At 69.9% G+C, this 19,751-nt stretch carries 20 protein-coding genes and 1 pseudogene; 12 read left to right on the forward strand and 9 right to left on the reverse strand.

Going from position 1 to position 19,751, the window contains the following annotated elements; genetic code table 11:
- The first annotated feature begins 241 nt into the window (after positions 1 to 241).
- Positions 242 to 982: a PP2C family protein-serine/threonine phosphatase gene (locus NMI01S_RS10625; protein WP_062996112.1), complete on the forward strand. Its 741-nt coding sequence runs from the start codon at positions 242 to 244 to the stop codon at positions 980 to 982.
- Here the strand turns inward: NMI01S_RS10625 and NMI01S_RS10630 are convergent.
- Positions 973 to 2,049 carry a lycopene cyclase family protein gene (locus tag NMI01S_RS10630; protein ID WP_062996118.1) on the reverse strand — a complete coding sequence of 359 codons (1,077 nt, stop codon included), beginning with the start codon at positions 2,047 to 2,049 and terminating at the stop codon, positions 973 to 975. The genes NMI01S_RS10625 and NMI01S_RS10630 overlap by 10 nt on opposite strands.
- A gap of 149 nt (positions 2,050 to 2,198) precedes the next feature.
- Between NMI01S_RS10630 and NMI01S_RS35540 the strand changes: the two genes are divergently transcribed.
- The gene (locus NMI01S_RS35540; RefSeq protein WP_174554491.1) at positions 2,199 to 3,059 is read left to right on the forward strand and encodes a hypothetical protein; all 861 of its coding nucleotides are present in this window, start codon (positions 2,199 to 2,201) and stop codon (positions 3,057 to 3,059) included.
- Positions 3,060 to 3,078: 19 nt separating this feature from the next.
- On the opposite strand, the gene NMI01S_RS10640 is transcribed toward NMI01S_RS35540, so the two are convergent.
- From NMI01S_RS10640 to NMI01S_RS10650, 3 genes are all read right to left on the reverse strand, one after another.
- Positions 3,079 to 3,843, reverse strand: coding sequence for an SDR family oxidoreductase (locus tag NMI01S_RS10640; RefSeq protein WP_039778156.1), 765 nt, complete (start codon positions 3,841 to 3,843; stop codon positions 3,079 to 3,081).
- Positions 3,844 to 3,854: 11 nt separating this feature from the next.
- Positions 3,855 to 5,282, reverse strand: a complete 1,428-nt coding sequence (locus tag NMI01S_RS10645; RefSeq protein WP_062996123.1) for a DUF1003 domain-containing protein — start codon at positions 5,280 to 5,282, stop codon at positions 3,855 to 3,857.
- A 142-nt stretch (positions 5,283 to 5,424) separates the two neighbouring features.
- Positions 5,425 to 6,003 (reverse strand): TetR/AcrR family transcriptional regulator, encoded by a 579-nt coding sequence (locus tag NMI01S_RS10650; protein ID WP_062996125.1) that lies wholly within the window; start codon positions 6,001 to 6,003, stop codon positions 5,425 to 5,427.
- Positions 6,004 to 6,124: 121 nt separating this feature from the next.
- Here NMI01S_RS10650 and NMI01S_RS10655 point away from each other — a divergent pair, with 121 nt between their 5' ends.
- A complete protein-coding gene (locus NMI01S_RS10655; protein WP_062996129.1) occupies positions 6,125 to 6,718 on the forward strand; it encodes a TIGR03086 family metal-binding protein in 594 nt (197 codons plus the stop codon).
- On the opposite strand, the gene NMI01S_RS10660 is transcribed toward NMI01S_RS10655, so the two are convergent.
- On the reverse strand, positions 6,696 to 7,577 hold the full coding sequence (locus NMI01S_RS10660) for an alpha/beta fold hydrolase (protein ID WP_062996130.1): 882 nt from the start codon (positions 7,575 to 7,577) through the stop codon (positions 6,696 to 6,698). The genes NMI01S_RS10655 and NMI01S_RS10660 overlap by 23 nt on opposite strands.
- Positions 7,578 to 7,646: 69 nt before the next feature.
- On the opposite strand from NMI01S_RS10660, the gene NMI01S_RS10665 reads away from it, so the two are divergent.
- The 7 genes from NMI01S_RS10665 (at position 7,647) to NMI01S_RS10695 (ending at position 15,094) form a co-directional block, all read left to right on the forward strand.
- A complete protein-coding gene (locus NMI01S_RS10665; RefSeq protein WP_062996131.1) occupies positions 7,647 to 9,572 on the forward strand; it encodes an AfsR/SARP family transcriptional regulator in 1,926 nt (641 codons plus the stop codon).
- A 30-nt stretch (positions 9,573 to 9,602) separates the two neighbouring features.
- Positions 9,603 to 9,830, forward strand: coding sequence for a hypothetical protein (locus NMI01S_RS10670; protein WP_039778153.1), 228 nt, complete (start codon positions 9,603 to 9,605; stop codon positions 9,828 to 9,830).
- Positions 9,831 to 9,848: 18 nt separating this feature from the next.
- Positions 9,849 to 10,868: an alpha/beta hydrolase gene (locus NMI01S_RS10675; RefSeq protein WP_062996132.1), complete on the forward strand. Its 1,020-nt coding sequence runs from the start codon at positions 9,849 to 9,851 to the stop codon at positions 10,866 to 10,868.
- Positions 10,869 to 10,888: 20 nt separating this feature from the next.
- A complete protein-coding gene (locus NMI01S_RS10680; protein WP_062996405.1) occupies positions 10,889 to 11,791 on the forward strand; it encodes an SDR family NAD(P)-dependent oxidoreductase in 903 nt (300 codons plus the stop codon).
- Position 11,792: 1 nt separating this feature from the next.
- Positions 11,793 to 12,713 (forward strand): hypothetical protein, encoded by a 921-nt coding sequence (locus NMI01S_RS10685; RefSeq protein WP_062996134.1) that lies wholly within the window; start codon positions 11,793 to 11,795, stop codon positions 12,711 to 12,713.
- Entirely contained in the window at positions 12,710 to 14,236 is a 1,527-nt protein-coding gene (locus NMI01S_RS10690; protein ID WP_062996136.1) for a flavin-containing monooxygenase, read from the forward strand. Before NMI01S_RS10685 ends, NMI01S_RS10690 begins: the two co-directional genes overlap by 4 nt.
- A 99-nt stretch (positions 14,237 to 14,335) precedes the next feature.
- Positions 14,336 to 15,094, forward strand: coding sequence for a MerR family transcriptional regulator (locus tag NMI01S_RS10695; protein WP_062996139.1), 759 nt, complete (start codon positions 14,336 to 14,338; stop codon positions 15,092 to 15,094).
- A 15-nt stretch (positions 15,095 to 15,109) separates the two neighbouring features.
- Here the strand turns inward: NMI01S_RS10695 and NMI01S_RS10700 are convergent, their stop codons facing one another.
- On the reverse strand, positions 15,110 to 15,835 hold the full coding sequence (locus NMI01S_RS10700; protein ID WP_062996141.1) for a TetR/AcrR family transcriptional regulator C-terminal domain-containing protein: 726 nt from the start codon (positions 15,833 to 15,835) through the stop codon (positions 15,110 to 15,112).
- 200 nt (positions 15,836 to 16,035) lie between these two features.
- Between NMI01S_RS10700 and NMI01S_RS10705 the strand changes: the two genes are divergently transcribed.
- Positions 16,036 to 16,692 carry a TetR/AcrR family transcriptional regulator gene (locus tag NMI01S_RS10705; RefSeq protein ID WP_051042473.1) on the forward strand — a complete coding sequence of 219 codons (657 nt, stop codon included), beginning with the start codon at positions 16,036 to 16,038 and terminating at the stop codon, positions 16,690 to 16,692.
- On the opposite strand, the gene NMI01S_RS10710 is transcribed toward NMI01S_RS10705, so the two are convergent.
- Positions 16,685 to 18,283, reverse strand: a complete 1,599-nt coding sequence (locus NMI01S_RS10710; protein ID WP_062996143.1) for a GMC oxidoreductase — start codon at positions 18,281 to 18,283, stop codon at positions 16,685 to 16,687. The genes NMI01S_RS10705 and NMI01S_RS10710 overlap by 8 nt on opposite strands.
- A gap of 290 nt (positions 18,284 to 18,573) precedes the next feature.
- On the opposite strand from NMI01S_RS10710, the gene NMI01S_RS10715 reads away from it, so the two are divergent.
- Positions 18,574 to 19,143 carry a TetR family transcriptional regulator gene (locus NMI01S_RS10715; protein WP_062996407.1) on the forward strand — a complete coding sequence of 190 codons (570 nt, stop codon included), beginning with the start codon at positions 18,574 to 18,576 and terminating at the stop codon, positions 19,141 to 19,143.
- A 7-nt stretch (positions 19,144 to 19,150) separates the two neighbouring features.
- On the opposite strand, the gene NMI01S_RS10720 is transcribed toward NMI01S_RS10715, so the two are convergent.
- Together NMI01S_RS10720 and NMI01S_RS34790 are read right to left on the reverse strand one after the other, a co-directional pair.
- Complete coding sequence (locus NMI01S_RS10720; RefSeq protein WP_062996146.1) at positions 19,151 to 19,591, reverse strand: hypothetical protein; 441 nt, start codon at positions 19,589 to 19,591, stop codon at positions 19,151 to 19,153.
- Positions 19,592 to 19,608: 17 nt separating this feature from the next.
- Positions 19,609 to 19,728 (reverse strand): annotated as a pseudogene (locus NMI01S_RS34790) (SDR family mycofactocin-dependent oxidoreductase); the annotation flags it as partial.
- Positions 19,729 to 19,751: the final 23 nt, after the last annotated feature.

Raw genomic sequence — 19,751 nt, forward strand, 5'->3', positions numbered from 1 at the left:
AGAGACGGGCGTTTCGGGCATTTCGGGCACTGAAGGTGGAGGATAACCACCACGATGTGGCCCGGGACGGCGGCCTGTGATGAACTCGTGCCCGTATTCACAGGTTGAGCACGGTCCCGGCTGACATAGTCTGAGCAGGCGAGTTCTGTTCAGGGCAGTTTCGGCGCCGGTCGCTGTCCGGGCGATCGCCGGCGAGAACGAACGGAACCGCAGTCGGCAGGGGCAGTCGAGGAGGTCGGCCGTGCACACAGCGGTGACGACGGCAATCACACGGCGTGAGTTGATGCGGCTCACGGGAATCACAGCGCATTCGGTCAGCCGGCGCGGCGGCCGATCGCTCAACGCCGACGCGGTGTCGGGCTATATCGACTCCGCGGTCGGGCGCAGCGCCTTCGCCGTCGCCGACGGCATCGGCGATCATCTGCTGGCCGCGCGGGCGGCGCGCACCGTGGCGCAGGTCGCGGCGCGGGTGGCCGTCGGTGGCAGTGCGGCCGCCGGAATCCTTGCCGCGCAACAACAATTGCTGCGCGAATTTCCCGAACCCTCCGCCGACAGCGTGGTGGTCGTGGCCGTGTGCCCGACACCGGACCGCATCGACGGACCGTGTGATATCGCCTGGGTCGGCGACTGCCGGGCCTACCACTGGAATGGGCGAGTGCTGCATCAGATCACCAGCGATCACACCGTCGCCGAGATGATGAACGCCCGCGGCGTCACCGTCGCGCCCCGGATGCACCACATGGTCACGACCTCGGCGCGGACCGTGCGGCCGGACGCGGTGGGCCACGGCATCACCGGCACGGGCACCGGCCGGTGGCTGCTCAGCACGGACGGGGTGCACAAGACCCTGGCGATGACCGAGATCAAGCAGATCCTCGCCGACGCCGACTCCGCGTCGACCGCCGCGGACGCTCTGGTCGAGGCGGCGATCACGGCCGGTGCCACCGACAACACCACCGCACTGGTCTTCGATCACGGCTGACCGGCGGGCACCCCGGCCGCGGCTGCGGCCAGGACCCGGCGCAGCGGCCACGGCAACTCGCGAAACAGCGCGGCCATCGCGGCGGCGGTGCCGCGCAGATCGGTGCGCCCGGACAGGTAGGCGCGCTGCAGATGCGGTGGCAGGGCGAAGAAGGCGTCGAAGAACGCCGGAAGCTCGTGTGGCGGCAGCGCCAGCAGCGCCCGCAGTCCCGCCCTGCGCAGGGCGAACACCAGCCGCGCCGAAACCGGCCAGAGAGTCCGGCCGGTGGCGACGGCGTCGGCCGCGGCGAGGGCGGCGCCGACGCTGTAACCGGTCGCCGGATGCAACAGTCCGCCCGCCGCCCCGAAGACGCCGTCGCGGGCCCGGCCGCCCTCGACCGGGAAGCGCACCCGTTCGACCGGGGCGTCGGCACCGAATTCGATTCCCCGGCTGTGCAATCGCTGTTCCAGCCGGCGCCGCAACTCGTCGAGGCCGATCGCCGGCCGCCCGGCCAGGCAGGTTTCCTCGAACAGCACTCGGCCCCCGCCCAGCGGGATCGTGTACAGGAACGACGCCGGTTCGGCGGCGCCGGCGCCGTTGTCGCGGGACCAGTCCATGAAGACGGCCGGTTCGCGATCACGGTGCAGCACAACGCCGTACGCGGTCTGCTCGGCTCGCCGCGCATCGCGGGCCAGTCCGCGCGCATCGACCACGCGGCGCGCGGTCAGGATCCGGCCCGAGGCCAGTCGCACCCGCTCGCCTCGGTCGATAGCCAGCACCCGGTCGGCGATCACCCGCACCCCGGACAGGTCCAGAGCGTCCTGCAGGGCGGCGGTGCCGAAAACCTGGTAGGCGCGGGGTATGCCGACTTCCCGCGTACCCCGGGCGAGCGGTCGCTCGACCGTCGCGGCCACGACCCGGGCCGGTAGCCAGTCCGGCAATTCGTCGGCCCAGCCGGCGTAGGTCGCGGGCCAGCGGCGCCACGGATGCGGATCGATCGCGGTCACGGTGAGTCCGTGGACGGCCGCGCGATGCGCCAGCGCGCGCCCCGCCGGGCCGAGCCCGCAGACGATGAGATCGGCACTCATGCGGCCATTGCAGCAGATCGACCGGCCGCGGTGTGCCCGCCCGTCGCATCACCGCAGGTGTGTCGGGTCCGGTAGGGTCGACCCACGATGCCCGGGGGGAGACCACGACCGCGGAGGGCGCTGCCCCGGGACGCGGAAGGTGGCAGCAGATGACGTATCCCCCCGGACCCGGGCCGTACGGTTACGGCCCGCAACAACCCCACGACGCGGGGTGGGGGCGCGACCCGAACCAGCCCGGCCCCGGCTGGGACGCGGCGCCCAGCGGGTGGGAGACACCGGCGTGGGATCAGCAGATGCCCGCCCCGAACTGGGGGCAGCCCGCTCCCGGTGGCTACCCGCCGCCACCGCCGCCGAAGAACAACACCGGACTCATCGTCGGCATCGTCTTCGGTGTGATCGCGCTCCTGGTGATCGCGGGCGGCATCGTCGTGGTCGCGACCCGCGACTCCGGCGGCGACAACCAGGCCGCCGGAACCAGCACTCCCGCGCTCGTTCCCGCCACCACCGACTCCCGGAGCACCACCGCCGCACCCAGCACCAGTGCCAGTCCCGGGACCTCCGGTCACCTGAGCTATCAGGAATACGGGCACGACTGGAACTTCAAGGCCGGCGATGTGGAATTGCACGCCGACTGGGTGGAGGGGCGCGATCACCCCAGCTGCGCCGATATCGAGGTCGGCGGCAAGCTCACCTCGCTGGGCTGCCAGTACGCGGCGGAGATGGTGTACAAGGCCGAGGGCGGCTCGCTGATGCTGACCCAATTCATCGTCGGTATGTCGAGCAGCGAGAAGGCCGCGGCCGCACCGGACGCGTACACCGACGACGACCTGAAACTGCGGCCCGGCACCTACATCTCGAACTTCGCGACCGGCAAATGGAAGGACGACGCCGAAAAGCAGTTCCTGGTCATCACCTTCGCCACCGCCACCAGTTCGGTGGACGAGGACACCGTGAAGAAGTACCTGAAGTACCGGCACGGCGACATCCTCGGCGCCCTCGCCTTCCGCTGACCGGGGGCGGCCGTCCGGCTCAGATACCGCCGGTCGCGAGCAGGCCGCCGTCGACCCGCACCACCTCGCCGGTGATCCACGCGGCCTGATCGGAGACCAGGAATCCGACCAGCGCGGCCACATCCTCGGGCGTGCCCAGGCGCCGCAGCGGATAGGTCGCGGCCACGGCCTCCTCGTTGTCGGTGACCAGCGCGTCGGCGAATTTCGTCTTGACCACGCCCGGCGCGACGGCGTTGACGCGGATCGACGGACCCAGCTGCCAGGCCAGTTCCTCGGTGAGCCGGATGAGGGCCGCCTTGGACGCGCCGTACGCGGCGATCACCCCCGTCGAGCGGATGCCGGCCACACTCGCGAGGTTCACCACCGCGCCGCCGTGCTCACCCATCCACGCCCGGTAGGCCTGCTGCACATAGCCCAGCGCCGCGACCACGTTGACGTCGAAGATCTTGCGGACCGCCCCGAGGTCGGCCTCCATCAGCGATCCGTAGACCGGGTTGATGCCGGTGTTGTTGATCAGGATGTCCAGGGATCCGAATTCCGCGACCGCGGTGTCCACCTGCTCGGCGCGCGCCGCCTCGTCACCCGAATTGCCCGCCAGGGCGACGACCGTGCCCGGATGGCCCAGCGCCCGCAGCCGGTCGGCCGCCTCGGCCAGCGGTTCCGGCTTGCGGGCGGTGATCAGCACATTCGCCCCGCGCCGCAGCAGTTCCGCCGCCACCGCGTACCCGATGCCGCGACTCGCGCCGCTGACCAGCGCACCCTTACCCAACAGATCCTCGCTCATGGGTCGCGACCTTACGTCAGGTCGGCGCGGGCGGCGCCGCGGACCCGGGGCGGGGTGCTGCGCAGCACCTGGAAGCCGGCGCCGGCGACCATGACCGGAATCCGGCGCGCGGCCTGCAGGTAGCGGATCCGCGCGGATCGGGGAAGGTCCGGCCACGGCAGCGGTTCGGCGTCGTCGGCATCGGGGTGTGCGGACCCGCCGAGCAGTGCGCGCCGAGCCGCGATCCGGCGCTCGTAGTCGAGCCGGGCCAGCAGCCCGATCTCGTCGTCGTCGAAGGTGACCGCGAAGGCCGGGTCGAAGGCGGGCACCATGAAGCAGCCGATCGCGGCCAGATCCTCGCCGATCCCGCGGGCCTGCAGCCGATAGGTCCGGCGAGCGTGGTCGCTGAGCTCGTTCCAGTGACGAAGTGCGGCGGCGTCGGCCGGCGCTTCGCCGGTGGTCATGACGGTGTGGGCGCGGGCCTGATGGTCGACCCGTTCGCTGGTCTCGTGCAGGGCTCTGCCGAGTTGTTCGCTGACCCGGTCGGTGACGTATCCGGTGAGGCTGTCGATGACGCGGTCCTGTGCGGTCAGCCGGGCCTTCATCCGCCGGCATTCGTGCAGCACCGCCTGGGCGTCGAGGAAGGTCTGCTCGGAACGGCGGTCCCCGGTGCGCCCGAGCACGTCCTGACCGACCATGATCACGATCATGAACACCAGTTGGGCGAGCGTGGACAGAAACGCCATGAAAGCGAAGGGGTACGGATCCACGCGCTGAATTCCCGCCTGCGCCAGCACAACCCACAGAATCTGCGAACCGAGCGCGAGATAGAAGCCCCAGACGCTGCCGAGCCGCTCGGTCAGCCACACCGCGATCCGATCGTTGGTGCTGACCGCCTGGTCGGCGGCCTGCGGCGGCGGCTGCACCCGATGGCGTTCGATCCACGGGTGGGGCGTCGACTCGAGCAGGCTCAGGCCCCGGCTGAGCGCGCGGTCGTGGTGGTCCAGATGCGCCTGCAAATCGGCGACCTGGGCGAAGATCGCCTCGGTGTTCTCGTAGGTCTGCACCGACCGGCGGTCGGCGGCGGCGCTGAGCACCCGCTGACCGACCAGGATCACCAGGCACAGAATCAGCTGCGCGACGTTGTCGACGAACAGCAGGAACGGGAACGGATACGGGTCCACCGGACGCAACGGCCCCCAGGTTGCCAGCGCCATCCAGATGCTGAACCCGAGCAGCACCAGATACAGCGCGGGCATCGACCCGATCCAGCGGGTGAGGGCGGCGGCGACGGCATCGTTGACACCGATGCGTTCGTCGGCCATCGTCACCGCGCCGGCGCGCGTATCGAAATCGAGAACGGTATCGACATCGGCGTCGGTGGGCGCATCGGCCGTCGCGCCGCTGTGCGCGTTCGGTTCGGCGCCGCGTATCTCGTCGGCCCGGCTGTCGCTGCTCACCTCTACGGCCCCCTCGCTTGCGCTCGTCCGATATCGCGCACTGTACGTGCCCGATATGGCGAGTACGTATCCGATACGCGGGGGCGCGGGGAGCGTGGCGGTGAAACCTGCAGTGGTGCAATGGTTTCGGTCCTGTGGGGCGTCAGCTCGCCCGGGACGGCAGCGTGGCGACCAGTTCGTGTGCGTAGTCCGCGGTCACCGGGCCCGTTCCGAAGAGAGTGCGAATGTACATGGGCGCCAACAGATGATCGAGGATGTCGAGGGCGCTGGGAGCCCGCTCGCCGCGGGCGTGGGCCCGATCGAGCATGCCCTGGATCTGGCGGCCGCGTTCGGCGAGGAAGGCGTCGCGCGCGCGCAGGCCCGCGTCGCCCGCACTCGACAGCGCGATCATCAGGCGCAGCACCGCCACTCCGTCGGGGCCGCTGAGGTCGTGGGCCACCCCGGCGGCGTAGGCGCGCAGGTCGTCGGTGAGGTTGCCGGTGTCGGGAATCGGTGACGTGCTGGTCAGCCAGCCGAGGGCGACATCGGCGGTGAGCTGTTCGAGCGTGCCCCAACGCCGGTAGATGCTCGTGTCGGCGACTCCGGCGCGCGCGGCGACATCGGCGACGGTGAAGGCGCCGTAGCCGCGTTCGGCCACCAGTTCCATTACCGCCCGGTGCGCCGCCGCCGCCACGCGCGCACTGCGACCGCCCGGACGCCGCGCCTTACCGGTGTCTGCCATGCCCCGATCCTAACGCAGCGCACACTTGCGTTTAGCCGCACAGCCGCTTACGGTTAAAACGCAGCCGACAGCTGCGTTAGGTATCCCGGTGTCACGCCGCACGAATCCGCATGGAGTCGCCATGACCACTCCCATCGACCACATCGACGCCGCCCTGGACGCGACCACGCGGATCGTCGCCGGTCTGCGCGCCGATCTGCTCGCGACCCCATCGCTGTGCCCGGGCTGGGATCTGCGCTTCGAACTGAATCACCTGGTCGGCGGGATGCGGATCTTCGCCGCCGCACTCTGCGGAACCGAGGCGGAACAGGATCATCACGACGAGTGGCTCGGCTGTGATCCGCACGCGGCTTTCGCTACCGCCGCCGAACTCGATCGCGCGGCCTGGCATCGGCCCGACGCCCTGTCCGCGACCGTGCGGCTGGGATTCGGTGCGGTACCCGCGCCTCTGGCCGCGCAGATACATCGCACCGAAATCCTTGTCCACGGAATAGATCTCGCCGTCGTCGCGGGCCTGACGGACCGCATCGACGACCGGCAGAGCGCCGAGCTGCTGGCCACCATGCGGGCGATGGACTTCGACACGTTCCGCCGGCCCGGGATGTTCGCGGCGGCGGTCCCGGCCCCCGCGCAGGCGCCGCCGCATCGGCAACTGCTGGCCTTCCTCGGCCGCGACGTGCCCGGCGTGCCGCTCAGCGGCGCAGCAGATCGGTGATCACGTCGACCACCGCGTCCGGCGCCTCCTCGGCCATGAAATGCCCGAGCGCGAGAGTGCGATGGTCGAGATCGGTCGCCCATTCGTGCCAGACCGCGGCCGCGTCGTATCCGAGTGCGGCGCCCCAATCCTGTTGAATCACCGTGACCGGCATGGTGAGTCGCCGTCCGGCGGCCCGGTCGGCCCGATCGTGGTCGAGATCGACGGTGGCCGAGGCGCGATAGTCGGCGACGATCGAATCGACCGCGCCGGCGCACGCCCGCAGATATGCCGCGCGGACGTCATCGGGAATCGCGCCGGGATGCAGGCACCAGGCGTCGAGGAAGTGGCCGAAGAAGTCGTCGGCGCTCGCGCGGATCATGCGCTCGGGCAGACCGGGCGGTTGAGCCATCAGGTACAGGTGGAAGGCCACCGCGGCGGTGTGGCCGTGCAGGACCTCCCACATGTCCGGCGTCGGCAGCACATCCAGCACCGCGAGATGGGAGATCCGGTCGGGTCGGTCGAGTCCGGCGCGAATCGCGACCAGGGCGCCGCGGTCGTGCCCGGCCAGCGCGAACCGATCGAATCCGAAGTGGTCGGCCAGTGCGATCACATCCGAGGCCATCGTGCGTTTGGCATAGGTGTCCGGGCCGGCCGCAACCGGTTTGCCGCTGTCGCCGTAGCCGCGCAGATCCGGGCACAGCACCGTGTGCCGGCGGGCCAGCGTCGGGGCGACGTGGCGCCACATCAGATGCGTCTGCGGGAAGCCGTGCAACAGCACGATCGGAGTTCCGGAGCCGGCGTGCGCCACGGACAACGCGACATCCTCGGCGACCGGGATCCGGTCGTAGTCGAAACCGGGGATGGTGGGTGCGGACATGCGGTGACGATCCCTTCTCTAGGCTGGTGCGGTGCGCGATCGATACTCGGCGGCGGGAATGAGCAACCGATGAGTGCGCAGCTCAGCGACCCTGATGCGGCACCCTCGGCCGGTGTGCTGGGCCCGGTGCGGGCCGTCGCCGCGGACGGGACGCCGCTGCCGCTGCACGGCCCCCGCCACGCCGAGGTGCTGGCCCGTCTGATCGCCGCGGGCGGACGGGTGGTGCCGGTACCGGTATTGGTGGGAGACCTGTGGGAGGAGCCGCCGGCGGGAGCGGTCGCCGCCGTCCGCACCTTCGTCGCCGCGTTGCGGCGCGCCCTGGAACCCGCCCGCGCTCCGCGCACCCCTTCCCGCGTGATCGCCACCGAGGGCACGGGATACCGGCTGATGTTGCCCCGCGACCACGTCGACGCCTGGTATTTCGACGATCTGGTCCGCGCGGCGGCGAATCAGGCCGGGCCCCCGCGGATCGAGACGCTGGAAACCGCCCTCGCGCTCTGGCGCGGAGACGCCTACGGCGACTACCGGTGGGCGAGCGGAGAATCCGCGAAACTCGGCGAACTCCGTTCGGCCGCAGTGGAAATGCTCGCGGAGGCGCGGATCCGGCAGGGGCGGCCGGAACAGGCCGTCGCCGAACTCGAAACGCATCTGCACGCCCATCCCGCACGGGAACGAGCGTGGTTGCTGCAGGCGCGCGGGCTGTGGCAGGCCGGGCGGCGGGAGGACGCGCTGGCGGCACTGCGGCGGGCGCGCACCCGGCTCGGCGAGGAGGCCGGACTGGATCCCAGCGCCGAACTGATCGCCCTCGAACGCGAGATTCTCACCGGGGAGCCGGAATTCGGCGAGCACCGGTTGTGGCGCGAGACCGTCGCCGCCCACAGTGCCATCGGCCCGCGCAGCCGCCTCACCTCCTCCGCCGACCTGCTGCGCGGCCTGGCCCTCACCGACGCGACCGGTCTGACGACCGCCCAGGACCGCCGGGCGGGCGCCATAGACGATCTGTTCGCGATCGACGATCCCGAACTCACAGCCACCGCGCTGACCCGCATGGAGGTCCCCGGGGTCTGGTCGATACTCGACGACCCGGCCCGGTCCGCGCGCGTGGCCGAGGCCGCCCGCACCACCCTCGAACGCTTGGACGCCGAGGCCGCGCCCGCGCTGCGCGCCCGGCTGCTCGCGTTGTTCGCCATCGAAACCCGCGGCCGCCGAGGCACTTCCGGCGCCGACGCCGCGCGGGCCGCCGAACGCATCGCCCGCGACCTGGGTGATCCGTCCGTGCTGGTGCTCGCTCTCGACGCCCGATTCTTGCAGTCGTTCCACACCCCGGGCCGATGGCCGATGCGGGCGCGGCTCGCGCGCGAACTCGTCACGGTGTCGAGCCGGCACGACCTGTCGACCTACCTGATCCTGGGGCATCTCGTCGCGATGCAGGCCGCGGCCGCTCTGGGCGAGGTGGCCGCGGCCGACGAGCACGCCGACGCGGCCGACCGGCTCGCGGCGCGCTACGAGCGCGACCTGGTCGGCGTGTTCACCACCTGGTACCGCGCGCTGCGCACGGTCCTCACCGACCGGCCGGAGCCGGAGGTGGCAGACGCCTACGACCGCGCACTCGCCACCCTGCCCGGCTGCGGAATGCCCGGTGTGGCTGCCGGTCTCGCGCCGCTGACCCGCCTGTGCCTCGCGCTGCGAGCCGGCCGCGACCCCGCCGAACTCGCCGCGGTCGACTTCGGGCCGAACACCCCCTTCGTCGCCGCCCTGCTCCAACCCGAGCACGCTCACGAGCTGCTGCGTGCGGCGCCCGCGCCGCCGCCGGACCATCTGGCCGAATTGCGTTGGGCGCTACTGGGAATCGCCGCCGACCGATTCGCGGACCGGGAGACCGCGCGCCAGGTGCACCGCGCGCTGACCCCGGCGCGGGGAGAACTGCTCGGAGCGGGCACCGGCATGCTGAGCCTCGGTCCGGCCGGTGCGCTCCTGGATCGTTCGGCGCCGTAACGAAACGTCCGGCGTGGCGATCCCTCGGGTGTGAGTATCAACGGCCTCTCGGCCGCCCAGCAGCGCGCCGCGTTGCGCCGCCTCGTGGTGGCCTTCGGTGAACTGAACACCATCGTCGAACTCGCCGCGGCCGAGGCGTCTCCGGATCTGCGCGAACATGCCGAAATCGCGCGGGACATGCTCGGCGCCCTGGTCACGGAGGTGGCGCAACCCTCTCGTGACCGCCGATGCTATCTGCCATTGACAAATGGCACATAGGTAGCTGATGCTCGGTACATGGAGACGAGAAGGTCAACGGAGACCTCGCCGTCGGCCACCGCACCGGTCCCGTCGTCACCGTCGCTGCGTGCGCGGCTGGCGCTGACCGCGGGACGGTACGGGATACGGCCGATCAACCGCCTGCTGCCGGCCAATCCGCTCGGCATCGCCGCCGCCCGTGGAATGGTCGCGTCGATCATGGCTCTGTGCGGACCGGTGCTGCCGGGAACCCATGTGACACAGGTCCGTTCGGGTTCGCTGCGCGGGGAATGGGTGCGCGCGGCCGGAGTCGGCCACGGCGATCGAGCCCTGTACTACGTGCACGGCAGCGGGTATGTCATCTGCTCGGCGCGCACCCATCGCGGACTGGCGTCGCGACTGTCCCGCGCGACCGGACTTCCGGTCTTCGTCGTCGACTATCGGCTCGCGCCCGAACACCCCTTTCCCGCCGCGGCCGACGATGTGGCCGAGGGCTACCGCTGGCTGCTGGCTCACGGCTACCGAGCCGCGGACCTCGTGATCGGCGGTGACTCGGCCGGCGGGCATCTGTGCGTGGACCTGCTGCTCGACAATGCGCGCACCGGAGTTGCGCAGCCGGCCGGCGCGGTGCTGTTCTCGCCGCTGATCGATCTGTCCTTCGAACTGGCCCGCGGCTGCGAACGCCGCGCCACCGACGCCATGGCCTCCGCGCGCACCGGTCGCGCCGCGGTGCGGTTGTACACCGGCGACGAACCCGAGGATTCGCCACGGCTACGGCTGCGCATCCCGCCCGGTACCGCGTTGCCGCCGTTGTTCGTTCAGGTGAGCGGCGCGGAAATGCTCGCCGACGACGCCCGCCACCTCCGCGATCTCGCCCATACCGCCGGCGTGCCGTGCGAGCTGGAGGTGTGGCCCGGCCAGATCCACGTCTTCCAGGCGCTGCCGCTGGCCGTACCGGAGGCCGGCCCGGCACTGCGCCGCGCGGCCGCCTTCATCACCGGTGTGCTCGCGCGATCCCGTGCGGCACAACCGGTATCGAGTGCCCGAGAGGCGGGGTAGCGATGTGGATCGTGGATGCGATGGCCGGGGCGAATGCGGCGCTGCGATCGGTGATCGGCGGTGGTGACCGCACCTACGAAGCCAAGGCGGTCGTCACCGGAGCCGGCAGCGGCATCGGGCGCGCCTTCGCGCTGGAGCTGGCGCGGCGCGGGGGAGAGGTGATCTGTGCCGATATCGACCTCGGCCGCGCCGAGGAGACGGTCGCGCTCATCGATCGGACGCACGGCCGTCGCGCGCACGCCGTGCGCTGCGATGTGGCCCAGCGCGCGGAGGTGGAAGCGCTGGCGCGGCAGAGTGCATCGCTTTTGCACGGGCCGCCGACCCTGGTGATCAACAACGCCGGCGTCGGAATCGGCGGAAAGCCGGTGGGCGACATCGGCTTCGAGGACTGGCAGTGGGCGCTCGGCATCAACCTGTGGGGTGTGGTGCACGGGTGCGAACTGTTCGTGCCGCAACTGCGCCGCGCCGGACGCGGCGGCATCATCAACGTGGCCTCGGCGGCCGGGTTCGCCGCCGCACCCGCGATGGCCCCGTACAACGTCTCCAAAGCGGCCGTGGTGTCGCTGTCGGAGACCCTCGCCGCCGAACTGTCCGGCACCGGCGTGGCCGTGACGGTGCTGTGCCCGACCTTCGTGCGCACCAACGTCGCCCGCGACGGACGCATCACCGCCGGATCGGCCCGGCTGGCCACCGAACTCATGCGCTGGACCGGCTTCTCGCCCGACCACGTCGCGCGCATCACCCTCGACGCCCACGAGCGCGGCCGCCTGCATGTGCTGCCGCAGTTGGACGCCATGGTCGTCTGGCATCTCAAACGACATTTCCCGGCCACCTACACCCGCGCCCTCGGCGTGCTGAACCGGGTTCTGCCGCAGGACGATTCGGCTCCGGCACCCGCCGGCAGCGACAAGACAGGAGTCTGACATGTCCTTCGACTTCGACGATATGCTGGGCAAGATCAAGTCCCGGCAGTGGGCGCTGGCCGATATCGACTGGGACGCACCGGGTGCGGAACTGATCGACCCCGAGCTGCACGCCAAGCTGACGCCGTTCATGGCGGATCTGATGTGGATCGAGAACGTCGGCGCGCGCGGCTTCGCCGCGATGGCGAAGAAGGCCCCGACGCAGACGCTGCGCGAGATCTACCGATATTTCCACGCCGAGGAACAACGCCACGCCAACGCCGAACTGGCCCTGATGCGGCGCTGGGGCATGCTAGACGGCGACGAGATCCCCGAGCCGAATATCAACGTCAAGCTGGTCATCGACTTCCTCGACAAGTACGCCGACGGCATGTCGCTGTCGTTTCTGGGCACGGTGATTCCGATGCTGGAGGTGGCCCTCGACGGCGCGTTGATCAAATTCGTCACCGACGAGATCGCCGATCCGGTCGCTCAGGAGGTGTTTCACAAGATCAACTCCGACGAATCCCGGCATCTGGCCACCGATTACGCGGTGATGGAACTGCTCGGGCACTCCACCGCCCGCAAACTCGCGATCGACCTGGTCGGCGGCTGGGTGAAGCCGTCGCTGATGATCGGTGTGCTCAGCTATGTGCCGCTGCTGAACAAGATGCGCGACAACATCGTCGCGATGGGCGTCGACGAGGACAAACTGTATGCCGCGATGCGCCGGTTCAAGGCGGTCGGGGAGCGCACGCCCGTGGTGAATCGGGTGCCGATGTACCGGATCGTCAAGATGCACAGCGATTGGGTCATCAACCGCGACCACCCCTACCACCTGCTGGCCGACACACTGGTGAAGGTGACCGCCCGCATCCCTTCCCGGGTGCTGCCCGCGCAGCCCACCTGGTCGAAGGAATTGACCTACGAGCCGGTCGCATGACTACGGGCCGATATACCGTGCTGGACGTCGCGATCGTCGGAGCCGGATTCGCCGGGATCGGGGCCGCGATCCGGTTGCGGCAGCGCGGAATCACGAATATCGCACTCTTCGAACGGGACCGGCGCGTGGGCGGCACCTGGCGCGACAACACCTATCCGGGCGCGGCCTGCGATATCCCGTCGCGGCTGTACTCCTACAGCTTCGCGCCGAATCCGGACTGGTCGCACACCTACTCCGGTAGTGCGGAAATCCTCGGCTACATCGATACGATGGTCGAGAAGTTCGCACTCGGCGGTTCGATTCGCTTCGGGCACACCGTATCCGGCCTGGCCTTCGACGAGTCGGCGGGGGAATGGGAGATCGTCTTCGCCACCGGCCACGCACCGGTGCGGGCCCGTTCGGTGGTGGTCGCGTCCGGGCCGCTGGCCAATGCGAGCCTGCCGGACATCCCGGGACGCGACAGCTACGAGGGTCATATGATCCACTCCGCCCGCTGGGATCACGACTACGACTTCGCCGGCAAGAAGGTGGCCGTGGTCGGCACCGGCGCCAGCGCGGTCCAGATCGTGCCGGAACTGGTGGAGCGGGCCGAGTCGGTGAAGGTCTTCCAGCGCACGCCGGGCTGGGTCCTGCCGCGGATCAACCGGCGCACCACCGGCCTGACCCGGCAGCTGTACCGGCACCTGCCGCTCACCCAGCAGCTTGCCCGGCAGGCATGGTTCTGGGGGCACGAATCGGTGGCGCTGGGCGTGGTGTGGAATACCCCGCTGACCCGGATCGTGGAATCGGTGGCATCGGCTCATCTGCACAGCCAGGTGCGCGACCCGTGGTTGCGGCGGCAGCTGACTCCCGACTTCCGGGCCGGATGCAAGCGGCTGCTGATGAGCAGCGACTACTACCCGGCGCTGCAGCGCGACAACTGCACGCTGGTCACCTGGCCGATCGCGGGAATGTCGCCGGCGGGGATCCGCACCGCCGAGGGGATCGAGCACCGGTTCGACTGCATCGTGTTCGCCACCGGTTTCGAGGTGTCCAAGGCGGGTGCGCCGATCCCGATCACCGGCCGGGGCGGCCGCGTGCTCGACGACGAATGGCGCAGGGGCGCATACGCGTACAAGAGTGTGACCGTCGCCGGTTATCCGAATCTGTTCTTCACCTTCGGACCCAATTCCGGCCCCGGGCACAATTCGGCGCTGGTGTACATGGAGGCGCAGATCGACTATCTGGCCGCCGCGATCGGCATGCTGCTCGAGCGGAATCTGCATTCGCTCGAGGTGCGCCGCGACCGGCAGGACCGCTACAACCACCGCCTGCAGCGCAGGCTGCGGGCGACCACCTGGAATTCCGGGTGCCGCAGCTGGTATCTGACCGAGGACGGGTTCAACGCGACGATGTTCCCCGGCTTCGGCAGTCAGTTCACCGGTCAGCTCGCCACGGTCGATCCGCGCGACTATGTGCTGATCCCCGGGCGCGGCGGCGGGCGCGCGCCTGTCGCCGATCAGGCGGTGACCTCGTTGGGCTAATGTCGACACGATGCGTCGCGCCCGGGCTGCTCACACGGGCCGGGGGCGGGTGCGACGCGGGTCGGCGTCCGGCACGAGGAAAGGGTGGGCGAGAACGGGATGGCGGAGTACCGCATCGATGAACTCGCCCGTGCCGCAGGCACAACCAGCCGCAATGTGCGCGCCTACCAGGAACGCGGCCTGCTGCCGCCGCCGGTGCGCCGGATCGGGCGAGCGCTGATCTACGACGACTCCCATCTGGAGCGGTTGAAGATCATCGACGTGCTGTTGCAGCGCGGCTTCACCACCGCCCATATCGCCGATTTCATCACCGGCTGGGAAACGGGTAAGGACCTCACCGAGATCCTGGGACTGCAGCATGCGGTCACCGCCGCCTGGGGGCAACAGGACGAGACGCTGCAGGTACCCCGCGAACTGATCGACACCTTCCTCGGCGAGGAGGCGGCCGATCCGGAGATCCTGGACCGTCTCGCCGAACTCGGGCTGGCCCGGATCGGCACGGAGACAGTCGAATTCACCGACCCCCAGCTGCTCGAGAACTTCGCCGAACTGCACGGTTACGGGTTCCGGCTGGGCCGGCTGGCCGATCTGCAGGCCGCCGTCAGCGGACGCCTGGACGAGATCGCCCACGACATGATGGCGGCCGCCAAGGAACATATCGTCGACACGCACGGCCCCGGCTGGCTGCCCGACACCGACGACGAAATCGCCGAAACGGCCAAGATGCTCAATCATTTGCGTGGTCTCGCCATCACGGCGGTGAACAACACCCTGGCACGGTCGCTGGACCGCGTGCTGCGGGAGGAACTGGGCGACTATCTCGCCGAGGCCGTGGACCGCCGCGCCAAGGAGAACTGACCCGCGCCCGCGCGGTCAGGACCGGCCGGGGCCACTCCCGGGCGCCGCCGCCGCGCTCGCGCCGCGCCGGATTTCCAGCCGCCGTTCCAGTCCGTCGATGATCAGGGCGAGATCGAATTCGAACTGTTCACCGACACGCCCGTCGGTCTCGCGAGCGGCGGCGACCGCACGCAGCAGCGGGAATCCGGACTCGTTACCCAGCGTGCGCCGCACTGCGGCCGCCTGCGGGTCGATCGGCCCGCCGCCGGCGTCGAGGGCTTCGCGCGCGGCCGAATAGGACACCGCCGCAACGAGTTTCAGCGTGCGACCGGCTTCGCTCGCATCCAGTCCGGCACGGACCAGCGCCGCCATGGTCCGCTCGACCAGGCGCAGCGCCGACAGCCCCGCCTTCCCGTCGAACCGGACGTAGGCGATGAGCGCGCCGACCTGCACCAGGGCGTCCACGACCGCGTGGCCGAACAAACCCAGCAATTCGCGCCAGTCCGCACGCTCGGGTAGATCGACCCGGCCGAAACCGGTGTCGAATGCGTCGAACGCGACCAGCTCGAGCAGGCCCTGGCGATCGCTGACGTGATAGTTGAGCGATTTGCGATGCACGCCCAGCGCATCGGCCACCGCCTGCATGGTCAAATTCTCCGGCTCCAGATCGCGTGCGGCGGCGAGGATGCGGCGGCGGTTCAGGCGGGGTGGGCGCCCGCGACGACGCCCCGCGGCGACCACGGCCTCACCGGAATCTGCCATGGGTGGCCTCGCTGTTCCTCGGAAGGCGGCGGTCGGCACGACGCGTCGCACAACACTGGGCGAGCGCGCCGCATGTCGAGCGTAGCCACTTTTTCCCGGCCGGAGAAAAGAATGTGGGAACTTTCCCGGTCTCGGCGGGGTCGTGCGCCGGGCTAGGATCGACGATCGGTCCTCGGGCGAAGACCAGGCAGGAGTATGTGATGGCGTCGAAAGCCGCCGGGCAGCGTCGCCGGCCCACGCAGGAGCGGGCCAAGGCGACCCGGGAGCACATACTCGACACCGCCGCCCGGCTGTTCGGCGAGCGCGGCATCGCCAACACCTCGACCAACCGGATCGCCGCCGAGGCCGGTATGAGCATCGGCACCGTATACCGTTACTTCTCCGATCGCACCGTCATCGTCGAGGAGCTGCTCGCGCGCCTGCTCGAGAACATCGAAAAGCGCGCCACCGAAAGCATTTTCGACCGCTCGGACGCCACCATGCACGAGTTGACCGCGCGCCTGCTGAACTCGATCGCCGAGGAACTGGTGGCCAACGCGCTGCTGGTCCGCGCGCTGGTCGCCGGGGTGCAGTTCTACAGCAGCGGCATTCCGGAGTTCGAGCCGCGGCTGCGCCTGCTGATCAAGGTGCTGCTGATCCAGGTGCTCGGCCCCGGCGACGATCACGAATACGACGTGATGACCTTCGTGGTGATCAACACCGGCTTCTCCGCGGTGCTGCGGGCCTCGGCCATCGAATTCGACGAGCAGCAGCGCCGCGAGGCCATCGATATGACGGCGCACATGATCGGCGACTGGATCGAAGCCGAGGCCGCGCGGCGCAGCGGCGCCGGTGCCCCGGCGCCGCGCCTCAGATGACGGTGCCGATATCGGCGGCGACGATGCGGTCGAGCGCGCGTTCGGCGACCGCGGCGATGGTCATCGACGGATTGCAGGCCGCGGTACTGCCGGGAACCAGGGCGCCGTCGAGAACGTAGAGACCGCGTGTGCCGTGGACTCGGCCCTCCAGGTCGCAGACCGTGCCCATCGGCGCGCCACCGAGTGGATGCCAGGTGCTCGGGGCCGCGGCATTGGTGTCGAGCACGGTACTGCCGGGTCCCGCGATGGCATGGACGCGTGCGGCGATGCGCTGCTGCAGTGCGGCGTCGGCGTCGGCGGGCCAGTACAGTTTCGCGTCGTCGGTGGCCGCGTCGTAGGCGAGATGTCCACGGCCGCCGGTGATTCCGAATCCGACCAGCATGGTCGAATGCGCGTCGACACCGGCCGGTGGAATCGACGCCTGGATCACGGTATTCGCGATGGCCGGGTCGTCCCACTCCTTGCTGCCGTAGACCACCGGCCCGCCCTGGGCGGTGCCGAAATCGTCGGTGGCGCTGGTCCAGGTGAAGATCCGGTCGCCGTTGTTGCCCCACTGACCGCCGAGGCCGTCGGGTAGATCCGGGATCTGTCCCTTCGCGCCGGCCCGCAGCAGCAGCTTGGTGGTGTTGATACTGCCCGCGGCCATGATCAGCGCGTTCGAGGTGAGAACGAGTTGTTCGACGACCCGTCCGGCGGTATCGATCCGATCGACGCTGATCTGCCAGCGGCCGTCGGGCTTCCGCGCCACATCGGTGACCTCGTGCTGGGTTCGCACGGTGGCGCGGCCGGTGGCCTCGGCGCGCGCGAGATACGTGACGTCGACGGAATGTTTGCCGCCGTTGTTCACCCCCAGCGCGCAGTCGCCGTTGATGTAGGAGGGTTTCATCTCGCCGCGCACCTCGCGCAGCGCGAAGTTCCAGTCGATCGGCATGGGGATCTTCGACAGCTCGTAGCCGGCCGCGCCGACGTTGCGCGCGAACGCCCGGGAGGGCAGATAGGTGGGGCTGTCGATCAGTTCGTCGGGGGCCACGCCCGTGCCCAGCATCCGCGCCACCCGCGGATAGTGCTCCCGCGCCATCAGGGCGTAATCGAGTTCGGCGGGGAAGACCTCGGAGAAGGTCGCCTCGGTCGGCTGCAGTGTCATGCCCTGGTACACCAGCGAGCCGCCGCCGACACCCGCGGCGCAGACCGCGGTCATGTTCTCCCCGACGACGGCCTCGAGCAGGCCGGTGTACGGCTCGAGCGCCACCGGCACGCCCAGTACCTCGGGAGCGGAGCGGTACCAGAGCATGCGCCGGTCGGGCCGGGACGGGTGCGGGAAGGTGTCGGCATTCGGGCCGGTCGGCCAGCGCATACCGCGTTCGAGGACCAGGACGTCGACGCCGGCTTCAGCCAGCCGTAGCGCGCTTACGCCGCCGCCGAATCCGGAGCCGATGATGACGACCCGATGATCTTCCCTGGTCAGCGGGACCGACGTCTGCCGCCGTCCGGTTGTCATCCAGGGCTGGGCGCTCGCGGTGGCCGCGGTGGCCAGAGTCAGTCCGGCGGCGGTGGCGCCGAGCAGAAAGGAGCGTCGCTTCATCGGGGTCATGCACTCTCCATCAAGACCTACAGGTACGTAACATCGGTCGCGGGGTTCGCCTGGGCCGCGAAAACAGGATGCGTGCCCGGGGTGTGTGACCGAAACCAACCGGACAACTGTCTCCGGTTGCTAGGGCAGTGTGTACGACCGGGCTCGTCTCGTCAACCGCACCGTGTTCCGATCGAGGTGGCGGAGGGTTCGGCTTCGTGAAATCGGCACGCGCCGAAGGACACCGGGTGCGGGTGGCGGCATCCGTCCGCGGTGTCGAGTCGTGGAACGCGTGCGGTAACGTCGATCAGATGACCTCGTCACCCCGGGCCAATCGAGGGCCGAAGGCCGCTGCGGCGAACCGACGGGCATTGGTTCGCGCGGCGCGGGAGGTGTTCGCCGAGAACGGCTTCGACGCACCGCTGAATTCGATCGCCCGCGCGGCGGGAGTGGGCCCGGGCGTGCTGTACCGGCATTTCCCGACCCGCGAATCGATGATTCTGGCGGTGTTCGACGACAACGTCGTCGCCATCGAGGAGGTGGCGAATCGGCCGGGGACCACGGCGGTGGATCTGCTGGATTTCATCGTCGACCAGATCGCGGTGTCGGCCGGATTCATCGCCACCATCGACCCCACCGGTTTCGACGATCCGCGGCTGTTCGAGGTGTCGCGCCGGCTCGTCGACCTGATCGGCGCCAAACTGGCCGATACCGATCTGCGCGGCTCGCTGCGCCCGGAACTCACCGCCGAGGATGTCGTGACCGCACTGGCCATGCTGGCGGCCGTGCTCATCAAAACCGAACTTCCGGCGCGTCAGGCCACCGCCCGGCGCGCCTGGACCCTGCTGATGCGCGGGCTCAGCCGCGAATCCGGCAGCTGAGCCGGGTTCAGGCGGCCAGGTCGGAGGGTTCGAACGGTGCGAAGAAGGCGCCCATCCCGCCGGCGGCCAGCACATCGCCGAGCGCGATGAAATCGTAACTGCCGCTGGACTTTCCGGCCACCGCGCGCACCTCGGCCAGGATATCGCCGGTGTCGTGGCGCAGCAGCCGGTGTCGTGCCCGGATCAGATCCTCCGCCGGCACCCGCACGTGCGCGTGGGCCAGCATCAGATGCAGGCACAGCTGCTGAGCAGGGGTCGCCGGGCCTAGCGGGCGACCCGAGGACAGGTCGGCCTCGAGCTGGTCGAAGGTCTGAGCCAGGTAGAACAGGAATACCGGGCGCGGACTGTGCAGCAGGACGGCACGCACCTCGTCGCCGAGCAGTCGCGCCGCGCTGCACAACGCCGCGGTGAGGTGCTGGTTCGGTTCGGTGCTGTCGAAGTCGCTCATCTGTACTCTCCCAACCACGCGATGTCGACGGCGATGATGTCGGCGCCCTGGCGCGCCACCCGTACCGCGCGGGCACGGCCCGGCCCGGGGGCGGACGCGGTGACGAATGCGACCCGGTCGGTGCCTGTGCCGGTCATATGCCCTCCTGTGACCCGGTGCG

The sequence above is a fragment of the Nocardia mikamii NBRC 108933 genome, from assembly GCF_001613505.1.
Lineage (GTDB): Bacteria > Actinomycetota > Actinomycetes > Mycobacteriales > Mycobacteriaceae > Nocardia > Nocardia mikamii.